At 46.2% G+C, this 12,968-nt stretch carries 15 protein-coding genes and 1 pseudogene; all 16 read left to right on the forward strand.

What is annotated here, in order from left to right; all coding sequences use genetic code 11:
- The first annotated feature begins 7 nt into the window (after positions 1 to 7).
- Entirely contained in the window at positions 8 to 1,117 is a 1,110-nt protein-coding gene (locus ACF8EG_RS17925; RefSeq protein ID WP_017447791.1) for a chemotaxis response regulator protein-glutamate methylesterase, read from the forward strand.
- Positions 1,118 to 1,125: 8 nt separating this feature from the next.
- Positions 1,126 to 1,905 (forward strand): ParA family protein, encoded by a 780-nt coding sequence (locus tag ACF8EG_RS17930; protein WP_005479466.1) that lies wholly within the window; start codon positions 1,126 to 1,128, stop codon positions 1,903 to 1,905.
- Positions 1,895 to 3,025, forward strand: coding sequence for a chemotaxis protein CheW (locus tag ACF8EG_RS17935; protein WP_392419671.1), 1,131 nt, complete (start codon positions 1,895 to 1,897; stop codon positions 3,023 to 3,025). Before ACF8EG_RS17930 ends, ACF8EG_RS17935 begins: the two co-directional genes overlap by 11 nt.
- A 35-nt stretch (positions 3,026 to 3,060) precedes the next feature.
- On the forward strand, positions 3,061 to 3,555 hold the full coding sequence (locus tag ACF8EG_RS17940) for a chemotaxis protein CheW (protein ID WP_005438733.1): 495 nt from the start codon (positions 3,061 to 3,063) through the stop codon (positions 3,553 to 3,555).
- A 14-nt stretch (positions 3,556 to 3,569) separates the two neighbouring features.
- On the forward strand, positions 3,570 to 4,061 hold the full coding sequence (locus tag ACF8EG_RS17945; RefSeq protein ID WP_021449899.1) for a DUF2802 domain-containing protein: 492 nt from the start codon (positions 3,570 to 3,572) through the stop codon (positions 4,059 to 4,061).
- A 199-nt stretch (positions 4,062 to 4,260) separates the two neighbouring features.
- Positions 4,261 to 4,878, forward strand: coding sequence for a cytochrome c biogenesis heme-transporting ATPase CcmA (gene ccmA, locus ACF8EG_RS17950; protein ID WP_005457758.1), 618 nt, complete (start codon positions 4,261 to 4,263; stop codon positions 4,876 to 4,878).
- Position 4,879: 1 nt separating this feature from the next.
- On the forward strand, positions 4,880 to 5,548 hold the full coding sequence (gene ccmB / locus ACF8EG_RS17955) for a heme exporter protein CcmB (protein WP_005457672.1): 669 nt from the start codon (positions 4,880 to 4,882) through the stop codon (positions 5,546 to 5,548).
- 109 nt (positions 5,549 to 5,657) lie between these two features.
- Positions 5,658 to 6,401, forward strand: coding sequence for a heme ABC transporter permease (locus tag ACF8EG_RS17960; RefSeq protein ID WP_005457654.1), 744 nt, complete (start codon positions 5,658 to 5,660; stop codon positions 6,399 to 6,401).
- A gap of 11 nt (positions 6,402 to 6,412) precedes the next feature.
- The gene (gene ccmD / locus ACF8EG_RS17965) at positions 6,413 to 6,619 is read left to right on the forward strand and encodes a heme exporter protein CcmD (RefSeq protein ID WP_005457743.1); all 207 of its coding nucleotides are present in this window, start codon (positions 6,413 to 6,415) and stop codon (positions 6,617 to 6,619) included.
- Positions 6,616 to 7,101, forward strand: coding sequence for a cytochrome c maturation protein CcmE (ccmE, locus tag ACF8EG_RS17970; RefSeq protein ID WP_005457727.1), 486 nt, complete (start codon positions 6,616 to 6,618; stop codon positions 7,099 to 7,101). Before ccmD ends, ccmE begins: the two co-directional genes overlap by 4 nt.
- Positions 7,098 to 9,074 (forward strand): heme lyase CcmF/NrfE family subunit, encoded by a 1,977-nt coding sequence (locus ACF8EG_RS17975; protein ID WP_053339634.1) that lies wholly within the window; start codon positions 7,098 to 7,100, stop codon positions 9,072 to 9,074. Before ccmE ends, ACF8EG_RS17975 begins: the two co-directional genes overlap by 4 nt.
- A gap of 1 nt (position 9,075) precedes the next feature.
- Positions 9,076 to 9,630 (forward strand): DsbE family thiol:disulfide interchange protein, encoded by a 555-nt coding sequence (locus ACF8EG_RS17980; RefSeq protein WP_005457723.1) that lies wholly within the window; start codon positions 9,076 to 9,078, stop codon positions 9,628 to 9,630.
- Positions 9,627 to 10,112 carry a cytochrome c-type biogenesis protein gene (locus ACF8EG_RS17985; RefSeq protein ID WP_005457737.1) on the forward strand — a complete coding sequence of 162 codons (486 nt, stop codon included), beginning with the start codon at positions 9,627 to 9,629 and terminating at the stop codon, positions 10,110 to 10,112. Before ACF8EG_RS17980 ends, ACF8EG_RS17985 begins: the two co-directional genes overlap by 4 nt.
- Positions 10,112 to 11,329 (forward strand): c-type cytochrome biogenesis protein CcmI, encoded by a 1,218-nt coding sequence (gene ccmI / locus ACF8EG_RS17990; protein WP_025631554.1) that lies wholly within the window; start codon positions 10,112 to 10,114, stop codon positions 11,327 to 11,329. Before ACF8EG_RS17985 ends, ccmI begins: the two co-directional genes overlap by 1 nt.
- A 249-nt stretch (positions 11,330 to 11,578) precedes the next feature.
- A complete protein-coding gene (locus ACF8EG_RS17995; RefSeq protein ID WP_079858962.1) occupies positions 11,579 to 12,355 on the forward strand; it encodes a VacJ family lipoprotein in 777 nt (258 codons plus the stop codon).
- 124 nt (positions 12,356 to 12,479) lie between these two features.
- Positions 12,480 to 12,968 (forward strand): annotated as a pseudogene (locus tag ACF8EG_RS18000) (IS3 family transposase); the annotation flags it as partial.

Genomic DNA, 12,968 nt, shown 5'->3' on the forward strand with positions numbered 1-12,968 from the left:
GAACAAAATGGCGATTAAAGTACTAGTCGTTGATGATTCGAGTTTTTTCCGTCGTCGCGTAAGCGAAATCATCAACTCAGAATCGCGCCTAGAAGTGATTGACGTTGCGGTAAATGGCAGAGAAGCGGTCGAAAAAGCCAAAGCTCTCAAGCCGGACGTCATCACCATGGATATTGAAATGCCAGTTATGGATGGCATTACGGCTGTGCGTGAAATCATGGCCGCATCTCCAACGCCAATTCTGATGTTTTCGTCCCTGACTCATGATGGGGCGAAAGCAACTCTTGATGCGTTGGACGCTGGTGCTCTGGACTTCTTACCGAAGAAGTTTGAAGATATTGCACGTAACCGCGATGAAGCGGTTTCGCTGCTTCAGCAACGTGTCATTCAAATTGCCTCTAAGCGTGCTTTCATGCGCCGTCCTGTAGCGCGTCCAGCTGCTGCAACTAGTGCTGCGCGCCCACTGGCTTCAAGAACCGCTGCGCCTGCCGCATCGGCTCCGGCTCGACCGGCAGCAACCAAGTTCCGCGCATCGGGTAAGAAATACCAGTTAACTGCGATTGGCACATCCACTGGTGGTCCAGTTGCTTTACAAAAAATTCTTACTCGTCTGCCGATGAACTACCCACATCCAATCGTGCTGATTCAGCATATGCCTGCGACATTTACGGCGGCATTTGCAAGTCGATTGAACACGTTGTGTAAGATTCAAGTGAAAGAAGCACAAGACGGTGATGTGTTACAAGCTGGCGTGGCTTACCTAGCGCCAGGCGGCAAGCAAATGATGATTGATGGTCGTGCAGGTGCTGCTCGCCTTCGCATCATTGATGGCGGTGATCGCATGAACTACAAACCGTGTGTGGATGTGACCTTTGGCTCGGCGGCGAAAGTTTACGGCGACAAAGTGCTTTCTATGGTGCTCACCGGAATGGGTGCAGATGGCCGAGAAGGTGCACGTATGCTGAAATCGGCAGGCTCAACCATTTGGGCACAAGACGAAGAAAGCTGTGTGGTTTACGGTATGCCTCAAGCTGTTGCTAAAGCGGGCATTTCTTCTGAAGATTTACCTCTTGACCGAATTGCAGAACGCATGCTGGTGGAAGTGGGTTTAGCGTAGGATAAATCATGATCGTTTGGAGTGTAGCTAACCAAAAAGGTGGGGTAGGTAAAACCACATCAACAGTGACACTAGCAGGTTTGTTGAGCCAGAAAGGTCATCGTGTATTGATGGTCGACACCGATCCTCATGCGTCACTGACGACTTATCTTGGTTACGACTCAGATACCGTGTCATCAAGCTTGTTCGATCTGTTTCAGCTAAAGACGTTCACTCGCGATACGGTTAAGCCGTTGATCTTAGAAACCGAGTTGGAAGGAATGGACATCATTCCTGCGCACATGTCATTGGCTACGCTAGACCGCGTAATGGGTAACCGCAGTGGCATGGGGTTGATTTTGAAGCGCGCACTTCAAGCGGTTTCGCAAGATTACGACTACGTGTTGATCGATTGTCCACCAATCCTTGGTGTGATGATGGTTAATGCACTCGCGGCGAGTGATCGTATCTTGATCCCAGTACAGACTGAGTTCCTCGCGATGAAAGGCTTGGAACGTATGATTCGTACGTTGACGATCATGCAGAAATCACGTCCAGATGGGTTCAAAGTCACCATCGTACCAACCATGTACGACAAGCGAACTCGCGCTTCGTTGCAGACTTTGACGCAACTGAAAAAAGACTACCCGAACCAAGTGTGGACTTCCGCAGTACCGATTGACACCAAGTTCCGAGACGCAAGTTTGAAACACTTACCAGCGTCGCACTTTGCATCCGGTAGCCGTGGTGTGTTTGCGTACAAACAGCTATTGATTTACTTGGAGAGGTTAGCGTTCGATGAGCAGTAACAGCGTACTTTCCAGCGAGCAGGCGCTTGATGATTACTTCAGTGCATTACTCGGTGAAGAAGTTGAGGTGACTGATCTCGAACATGAGCTTGACTTGCTCGCTCAGGAGCTATCCTCTGCAGAGCCAGAGCCAGAGCCAGAGCCAGAGCCAGAGCCAGAGCCAGAGCCAGAGCCAGAGCCAGAGCCAGAGCCAGAGCCAGAGCCAGAGCCAGAGCCAGAGCCAGAGCCAGAGCCAGAGCCAGAGCTCCAGATGCAATACGCAGAGTCAGACTTTTACCAGTTTCGCGAAAACTACGCACCGCAACTGGAAGCGCCGAATTTAGAAGACGTTCAAAGGTTATTGAGTCAACTCGAATCGACCAATGTCGTAGATGAGTTAGACATAGACGACATTTTGGAACAGAACACCATCGACATTGCGATTCACGCAAAGTCGATACAACCAGACGTTGAAGTAGCTGTTGAGTCACCAATAGAAGTGGTTGAAGAAATTCAAGAATGGGTGATAGAAGAGCCTGTTTCTGAAGTAATTCAAACTGAGGTAGCTCAAGTCGAAGCGGTAGAAGTTGTTCCTGAGATAGAACAAGACATCGCGATAGAACAGCAAACCGAAACGCAACTGGAAACCGAGGCGAGCCCGGCGATCCCCAATACGTGGGAAGGCACGCAAAGAAGTGAAGATTTTCAAGTGCTTTACTTTGATGTCAACGAAGTGACATTTGCCGTACCGCTCGACGAATTGGGTGGCATTCATCGCATTACCGAGCTCAACCACCTTATTGGTCGACCAGCCTGGTACTTAGGTTTACAGACGAACCGCGAACAGCAGTTTGATGTCGTCGACACTGCAAAGTGGGTGATGGCAGACAAACTCCGTGGGGATGAATACAAAGATAACTACCAATACGTTGTCATGCTTGGTGAAAGCATGTGGGGTTTGGCCAGTAACCAACTATTGGGTACTGAAACCCTGAATGGCGACAATGTTCGTTGGCGAGAACAAGCGGGTAAACGCCCTTGGCTAGCGGGCATGGTGAAAGAAAAAATGTGTGCTTTAATTCATGTCCAAGCACTTATAGACATGCTAAACGCCGGTTTAGATGTAAAATCACTGAATTAGATTTAAGTCGGGAACGACATTAACGAGGATTAACTATGTCTCAAGCTTTTGAAGTAGAAGTGAAGAAAGATACATCGAATGACGAAGTTCTTCAGTGGGTGACGTTCCAACTAGAAGAAGAAACGTACGGCATCAATGTAATGCAAGTTCGTGAAGTTCTTCGTTACACTGAAATTGCTCCAGTTCCAGGTGCGCCAGATTACGTACTAGGTATCATCAACCTACGTGGTAACGTTGTAACGGTTATCGATACACGTTCACGCTTCGGTTTGATGGAAGGCGAAGTAACTGATAACACACGTATCATCGTGATCGAATCAGAGCGTCAAGTTATCGGCATCTTGGTAGATAGCGTTGCTGAGGTGGTTTACCTACGTTCTTCTGAGATCGACACTACGCCTTCTGTAGGTACAGACGAAAGCGCGAAATTCATCCAAGGTGTAAGCAACCGTGACGGTAAGCTTCTGATCCTTGTTGATTTGAACAAGCTGCTAACTGACGACGAATGGGACGAGATGGCTCACCTATAATTGGCTGAATGATGATGGCTGAAGATACTTTTTTATCTGTACCATTCCTCGCGGGTGGCGTTGCGTTTATTGTATTGGTGTTGGTTGTGTTGCAGCTGCGCATTCGTGCTAGTTTGCAAAAGCAAATGGACCAACAGCGAGCGCAGGCACGACACGCGGATAAAGAAGTGCAGAAGCTGAACAAGCAGCTACTAGAGGTACGTTCGGTTGTAGTTGGCCTTGGCCAAAAAGTAACTGAGCAGCAAGATATCATCCAACATCTTAATGAGCGAATTCGCGAACTAGAACACGCTGATACTGATGGTCGCTTATACAGTAGAGCAACCAAAATGGTGCAGTTAGGGGCTGATATCAACGAGCTAATCGAAGAGTGTGAACTGCCAAAAGCAGAAGCAGAGTTGATGCTCTCTTTGCAGAAAAAACTGGCTGGAAAAGAGAAGATCCCGCCATTAAGCAGTCAACCTTCCGATGATTCGAATTACCCACCACGTGGGCGTCGACGATAAAGAGAATAAAAAGAAGCTTCGGCTTCTTTTTTTATATCTAAAATAAAAACTTATAGCCACTTATGGTTAATTTTATCAAAGTGTGACAGTAAGTTAACAAAAATACATGAACTTACATACATCCCTGCTTTCTTATCCTGTTTTGTCACAAGTAAGCTGTGTTAATATAGCCCTTCGTTCCTTATGAAGTTGAAGCCCTATGTTAGAAGTGTCTAACCTGACTGCGATCCGTGATGAAAGGGTCCTGTTTGAAAACCTGCAATTTGAAATTAAGCCTGGTGAGTTAGTCCAGATCGAAGGGCGTAATGGCACAGGTAAAACGACGCTACTGCGCATTATTACAGGGTTAGGCGATAGAGAAGAAGGAATGATCAAGTGGAAAGGTGAAGAGGTTGAAAAATCTCGTGATGTCTTCCACCAAGACTTGCTATTTCTCGGCCATCAAACTGGCGTAAAGCGCGAACTCACCGCATTTGAAAACTTACGTTTTTACCAATCTATTCAAAATAACAGCACTTCCGATGAAGAAATCTTTACTGCTTTAACCCAAGTGGGGCTTGCGGGGCGAGAAGATGTACCTGTAGCACAACTTTCTGCGGGTCAGCAGCGTCGCGTTGCTTTGGCTAGACTTTGGCTAAGTAAGCAGATTTTGTGGATTTTGGATGAACCACTAACAGCAATCGACAAACAAGGTGTCAAAGTGCTTGAAGCTCTGTTTGCTCAGCATGCCGATAACGGTGGCATTGTGATGTTAACGACGCACCAAGATATGTTTGCTGACAGCCCTAAACTTAGAAAAATAAAATTGGGTGATTGATATGATTTCGGCCATGACAACTATTATTCGCCGCGAACTCTTGATTGCATTTCGTCGCCAAGCCGACATTTTGAACCCGCTTTGGTTCTTTATTATTGTTATTACTTTGTTTCCATTGAGTATTGGGCCTGAACCTAATTTGTTAGCACGTATTGCAGCGGGCATTGTTTGGGTTGCCGCATTGCTATCGGCATTATTATCATTAGAACGTCTATTTCGTGATGATTTTCAAGATGGTGCGTTAGAGCAAATGATGCTCATGCCAATTCCCTTGCAACTTGTGGTGATATCTAAGGTCATAGCTCATTGGGTGCTAACGGGATTACCGCTGATTTTGATCAGCCCGCTATTGGCAGTATTACTTTCTCTGGATTTCAACACTTGGTTGTCTGTGGTGCTCACGTTAATGATTGGCACCCCGACACTGAGTTTTATCGGTGCTATTGGTGTGGCGCTGACAGTTGGGTTACAAAAGGGCGGCGTTCTTTTGAGTTTGCTTATTCTTCCGCTCTATATCCCAATTCTGATTTTCGCAACATCGGCGATTGATGCTGCTGCGTTAGGTATGGCGTATAACGGTCAACTGGCGATTTTAGGTGCAATGTTAATGGGCGCGATAACTCTCACGCCATTTGCAATCAGTGCCGCGTTGCGAGTTAGTGTTAACTAACTCAATAAAGTGTCATTAACACGACGCTTGATCAAAGAATTATTATTAAAGCACTGCTACGGTCTCGACCCCTTAGACAGTGTCCCTGAAGTAAGAGTGAGAACTAAACATGTGGAAATGGCTACATCCTTATGCCAAGCCAGAAGCAGCTTACCGTTTGAGTGGTAAGTTCTTACCTTGGTTTTCTGTATTGGCCCTCGTATGCCTAGCGGTAGGTACCGTTTGGGGACTGGCGTTTGCGCCTTCTGATTACCAACAAGGTGACAGTTTCCGAATTATTTATATTCATGTTCCATCTGCTATTTGGTCTATGGGCGTGTACATGTCGATGGCGATTGCTGCCTTTATCGGTTTGGTTTGGCAAGTTCGCTTATCAGATATGGCAGCTCTTGCGATGGCACCGATCGGCGCAGTATTCACCTTTATTGCTCTTCTGACCGGTGCCGTTTGGGGCAAACCGATGTGGGGCACTTGGTGGGTATGGGATGCTCGTCTTACTTCTGAACTTATTCTTCTATTCCTTTACCTTGGTGTGATAGCACTTTACCACGCATTTGATGACCAAAAAACGGCTGCAAAAGCAGCGGGTATTTTGGCTATTGTTGGCGTAGTGAACCTGCCAATCATCCACTTCTCTGTCGAGTGGTGGAACACGCTTCACCAAGGCGCAACAATTACGAAATTCGAACAACCTTCAATTTCATCCGACATGCTTTGGCCACTGTTGTTGAACATCTTTGGTTTTGCGTTCTTCTTTGGTGCTGTGACTATGGTGCGTTTCCGTAACGAAATCATCAGTAAAGAAAGTCATCGCCCTTGGGTTCGCGATCTCGCAACAGACAAAACTCAGTGAGGTAATTAACGATGCACTTTGAATCTCTGAGCGACTTTTTTGCCATGGGTGGCTATGCGTCATACGTATGGAGCGCGTTCGGCATTACTTTTTTATCGATGCTTATCCTTCTAATCACCAGCCTACGTCGCGGTGATGCATTAATGAAAGAAGTGAAAGCGAAAATTGACCGTCAAGCGCGTATTGACGCAGCAAAGAATATGGAGAACACCTTATGAACCCGAGACGTAAAAAGAGGCTAGGTATTGTTCTGGCGATCTTTATCGGTATCAGTGCCACCATCGGTTTAATGCTATATGCGCTTAACCAAAATATGGACCTTTTCTACACGCCAACTGAACTGGTCAACGGTAAGCCAGATGGTACTAAACCTGAGGTTGGTCAGCGTCTTCGTATTGGTGGTATGGTGGTTGTAGGCTCGGTTCGTCGTGATCCTAACTCTCTTAAAGTGAGCTTTGATCTGCATGATGTGGGTCCCAAAGTAACGATCACTTACGAAGGTATTCTTCCTGATTTGTTCCGTGAAGGGCAGGGCATCGTTGCGCAAGGTGTTCTAAAAGACGCAACGACAGTTGAAGCGTTTGAAGTTCTCGCTAAACACGACGAAGAATACATGCCGCCTGAAATTGCAGAAGCCATGAAGAAAACGCATGAACCATTGCAATACAGCAGTGAACAAAAACAAGGAAGCGGCGAATGATTGCTGAAATCGGCCATTTTGCCCTCATTTTATCTTTAGCGATGGCGGTACTGCTTTCTGTACTGCCGCTATGGGGCGCATCAAACAATAATACGATGCTGATGAATACCGCTCGACCGCTGTCTTGGTCGATGTTCATCATGCTGTTTTTCTCGTTCGTGATTTTGTGTTGGGGTTTTTATACTAACGATTTCACTCTGCAATACGTAGCAAGTAACTCAAACAGCCAACTGCCTTGGTACTACCGTTTGACAGCGGTATGGGGTGCACACGAAGGTTCCCTATTGCTTTGGGTGCTTATCCAAGCAGGTTGGACTGTCGCGGTTGCTACATTCAGCCGCGGTATGCCACAAGAGTCGGTTGCACGTGTACTTGCCGTAATGGGTATGATCTCAGTAGGTTTCCTACTGTTTATTATCTTAACGTCAAACCCATTCCTACGTACGTTACCGTTCTTCCCTGTTGATGGTCGAGATTTGAACCCGCTTCTGCAAGACCCAGGGCTGATTGTGCATCCACCAATGCTGTACATGGGTTACGTCGGTTTCTCTGTTGCGTTTTCGTTCGCGATTGCTTCTCTAATGACAGGTCGTCTTGATACAGCATGGGCGCGCTGGTCTCGTCCTTGGACAACGGCGGCTTGGGTATTCCTAACTTTGGGTATCGCACTAGGTTCTTGGTGGGCTTATTACGAACTTGGCTGGGGCGGCTGGTGGTTCTGGGATCCAGTAGAAAACGCATCCTTTATGCCTTGGCTAGCAGGCACTGCACTCATGCACTCGCTAGCAGTAACGGAAAAACGCGGTACATTTAAAGCTTGGACAGTATTGCTAGCGATCTCTGCATTCTCGTTGAGTTTGTTAGGTACTTTTTTAGTTCGTTCGGGCATTTTGGTGTCAGTACACGCGTTCGCGTCCGATCCTTCTCGCGGTATGTTTATCCTGGGTTTCCTTGTCTTCGTTATCGGTGGCTCTTTACTGCTATTCGCGGTGAAAGGTGCGGCGGTACGTGTTCGTGGTAACTTTGATTTAGTGTCGCGCGAAAATGCACTTCTTGCCAATAACGTCTTGCTGATTGCTGCACTTGTGGTTGTCTTAGTTGGTACGTTGTTGCCATTGGTTCACAAGCAGCTCGGTTTGGGCTCGGTTTCTATCGGTGCCCCATTCTTCGATATGCTATTTGCATGGCTGATGATGCCGTTTGCCTTCTTGCTAGGTATCGGTCCTCTTATCCGTTGGAAGCGTGACCAGTTATCTTCGATTGTGAAGCCTATGCTTGTGTCGGGCTCTGTGTCTCTGGCGTTGGCGGCGGTTTGTGTATTCCTATTTGCTGATTTCTTCTCAGTGATGGCGTACATCGGCTGGGTTATGTCGATTTGGATCGTAGCAATGCATGCGTTCGAATTGCATGAGCGTGCGACGCACCGTCACAGTTTTGCTGAAGGTGTTCGTAAGCTTCCACGTAGCCACTGGGCGATGATGTTTGGTCATATCGGTCTTGCTGTGACGATCATTGGTATCGCTATGGTACAAAACTACAGCATTGAGCGTGATGTGCGTTTAGCGCCAGGTGAACACTTCCAAATCGAAGGTTATGATTTCTACTTCTCAGGTCTTCGTGATAAAGACGGTCCGAACTACGATGGTTACATCGCTGATTTCGAAATCACGCACGATGGTAAGTACATCAATACACTTCATGCCGAGAAGCGTTTCTACCGCACCGCGAAGTCGATGATGACAGAAGCGGCCATTGACCGTGGCATCACTCGTGACCTATACATCGCGATGGGTGAGCGTTTGGAAGACAACCGTTCTTGGGCGGTGCGCATTTACTACAAACCGTTCGTACGTTGGATCTGGGCTGGCTCTTTGATCATGGCATTAGGCGGCGCACTAGCGATTTCTGATAAGCGTTACCGCTTCCGTAAGTCATCGAAAAAGAACGCAAAGTCAAACGAGCAGGTAGCATAAAATGAATAAGAAAATCTTGTTTATCCCGTTGGTTGCTTTCTTAGTTCTGGCTGGGATCTTCGCAACACAGTTGGTTCGTAACCAAGATGGGGACGATCCCACAAAGTTGGAATCTGTTTTAGTTGGCAAACCTGTTCCTAAGTTTCACTTAGAAGACTTGGCCGAACCGGGTAAACAGTACGATCAGTCGATTTTTAAAGGTGAGCCTCTACTGTTAAATGTGTGGGCTACATGGTGTCCTACCTGTTACGCAGAGCATAAATATCTCAACGAACTTGCTGGTAAAGGCGTGAAGATCATCGGTATGAACTACAAAGATGATCGAAACAAAGCGATCGGTTGGTTGAACGATTTAGGTAACCCATACCTAATTAGTCTGTTCGATGGCAGCGGGATGTTGGGTCTGGATCTTGGTGTGTACGGCGCACCAGAAACCTTCATTATCGATGCGAATGGTGTCATTCGTTACCGTCATGTAGGTGATGTTAACCCTCGAAATTGGGCTGACACGTTAGCACCGATGTACAACCAGCTGGTTGAGGAGGCGAAGCAATGAGAAAAGTGATTTTAGCAGTGTTTGCAGCTCTAACATTCTCGTTGGCGGCACATGCTGCAATTGAAGTGTATGAGTTTGACAACTTAGAGCAGGAGCAACAGTTCAAAGAGCTAGGACACACATTGCGCTGCCCTAAATGTCAGAACAACACCATCTCTGATTCGAATGCCGAACTTGCTCAAGACTTGCGCCACAAGGTCTACGAAATGACGAAAGAGGGCAAGTCAAAAGAAGAGATCGTCGATTACATGATCGCGCGCTACGGCAACTTCGTGACTTACAATCCGCCATTCACTATGTCGACAGCGATTTTATGGCTTGGTCCACTGGCTGTGGTTTTGGGCGGTTTTGGTTTGATCGTGCTTCGTAGCCGAAAGTCAAAAGCAAAAGTCACAGCAAACAACGACGAGAAATGGGACGAGCAAAAAGAAGCGCGTTTAAAAGCGCTGCTTGAAGAAGAGAATAACGGAGATAATAAGTAATGACTCTATTTTGGATTTCCACCGTTATTCTTACGTTGATTGCTTGTGCGTTAGTTGCGCTGCCTCTTCTGAAGCAGAAAGCAAACAACGACGACATCTTACGTGATGAGTTGAACAAAGCTTTTTATAAAGATCGTCTTTCTGAGCTTCAAGAAGAAACAGAAGAAGGTCTTGTCGAGAGTCAAGAAGATCTGATTTCTGATCTTAAGCAGTCACTTTTGGATGATATTCCTGCACAGAAAATGAGTCAGGAAACCAAAGTCTCGCCGATGGCAGTGCTTATTCCTTCTGTGATTCTTACGGTTGCGTTAAGTTACGGGCTTTATTACAAGTTTGGCGCATCTCAAGATGTTGTGAAATGGCAAGAGGTTACGTCTAACTTGCCAGAGCTTTCTAAGAAGCTGATGTCGTCGTCTTCTGAACCTCTGAGCGATGATGAAATGGCTGATTTAACGTTGGCACTGCGCACGCGCCTGCATTATCAACCAGAAGATTCAACCGGTTGGTTGCTACTCGGTCGTATTGCATTAGCGAACCGCGATGTGACGACAGCCATCGATTCTATGAAAAAGTCGTATGCTCTTGAGCCAAAAGATCCTGACGTCATGTTAGGTTACGCTCAGGCGTTAATGCTTTCTCAAGACGAGATGGACCAAGCAACGGCTCGTTCTTTACTTGGTAAGCTCATGCAACAAGATTACGTGGATTTACGCGTGTTCTCATTGCTCGCATTTGATGCATTTGAACGTAAAGATTACCCAGCAGCAATTAAATACTGGGGCATCATGCAGCAGATGATCGGTCCTGACGATAGCCGATACGAAAGCCTTTCACGCAGTATCGACCATGCACGCAAACAAATGGGTGAAGTGGTTTCTCCGGATAAAAGCGTAGCAGTAACGATTAATGTCGCACCTGAAGCGCAGCTTGATCCTAACGCGGTATTAATTGTCTCAATTCATCGTGCCGATGGTTCACCAATGCCGGTTGCAGCCGCTCGCTATCCACTTGGTTCGTTCCCACGAACAGTGGTGCTAGATGACGGTAACGCGATGATGCAAGGGCAAAAACTATCATCGTTAGAAAAACTTATCGTGCGTGTACGTGCTGATTCTGATGGCAACGTTGCAACGCGCGACCAAGATTGGCATGGCGAAAGCGATGTGGTTGAATTCGGTCAACCGGTTGCAGTGACCATCAATAAACAGTATCAATAGTTAGTTGTTGTCTCTGATATATGACACTTAGTCAATGTCGGTCCATTTAGTGGTATGACTCTAAACTATCAAGTAAAATGACCAAGGCCAGCATTTGCTGGCCTTGGTTTATATACTCAATTGACTTCTAAAATGTATTTATCGCTAACATTGAGCTTGTTGGTTGTTCATGCATTTGCTTTTTGGCGTTGGTCATACATTTTTAAATGAGGTTACTTAAGTATATTAATAGTCGTTATGGAACATAGAATGTATAACAAGGGTAAATCCTACCTAATGTTACTGTTAGCACTTGGTCTTGTTGGCTGTTCGAGTGCGCCTGAGGAGGCAGTAACACGTGAAGGAGAGACAAATCAAACGACTTCTGATGTGTATGATCCGTTAGAAGGCTTTAACCGCACGATGTGGGAAATCAACTACGAGTACTTAGATCCGTATTTGGTTCGTCCTGTGTCGATCGCGTACGTTGAATACACACCTGTGCCTATTCGTTCCGGTATCGCCAATTTCTTGTCAAACCTTGATGAACCATCAAGCATGGTGAACAACCTTTTGATGGGTAACGGCAGTAAAGCGGTGGATCACTTTAACCGTTTTTGGATTAACTCAACGTTCGGTATTCTCGGTGTATTTGACATCGCAACTGCGGCGGGTATCTCCAAGTATGACAATAAAGAGTTCAGCAGTGCTGTTGGTCATTATGGCGTAGGGAATGGCCCATACTTTATGATACCTGGTTATGGTCCTTATACTCTGCGTGAAGTGACAGATACCGTCGATGGTATGTATCTCCCATTATCTTACTTGAATATTTGGGCTGGTTTAGGGAAGTGGGCATTAGAAGGTTTGGAAAAACGAGCGTTGCTTGTACCGCAAGAAGCACAGCTTGATAGTTCTCCAGATCCTTATGTACTGACTCGAGATGTATACATTCAGCGTCAAAACTTCAAAGCAGAAATCGACACGGTAGAAGAAGTGAATCCGGAAGAGGAAGCGTTGTTAGACGAATATCTAGATGAATTCTAATCGTTGATGTTTCAAATAAAATGAACGCAATAAAAAAGGCTTAGCAAGTGCTAAGCCTTTTTTGTCTCTCGTGTACCGTCCTAAATAAGGTTGACACTTTCCACCCCAAAAATTGGAGAGTGTTATGAAATCAAAAGCTAAAAGAACTCAGCGCGATTATTCCCTCGCTTTTAAACTCACCGTAGTGGATGAGGTTGAAAAAGGAAGCCTCACTTACAAACAAGCTCAAGAGAAGTACGGTATCCAAGGTTGTTCTACGGTTTTAGTTTGGCTTCGTAAACATGGTCGACTAGATTGGTCTAAAGGGACACCTAACTTTATGTCCAAAGGAGACTCAATGGCTGAGTTCAATTCACCTCCCACACCTGAGCAACGTATTAAAGAGCTTGAGAAGCAACTTGAAGATGCACAGCTCAAAGCCGACTTCTTTGAAGCTGTAGTGAACGTTATGGAGCGTGACTATGGCGTTAGAGTGACAAAAAAGCACAAAGATGCGTTGTCCAAGAGAAAACCATAGCGGGGTTGACCGTCACGAAGTTTTGTCAGTTAGTGCAAATCTCTCGTCAAGCTTATTACAAGCAGTGCCAGACTCAATCTCGTTGTGAACATCATG

It is taken from the genome of Vibrio sp. YQ_11, assembly GCF_043103065.1.
Taxonomy (GTDB): Bacteria; Pseudomonadota; Gammaproteobacteria; order Enterobacterales; family Vibrionaceae; genus Vibrio; species Vibrio parahaemolyticus.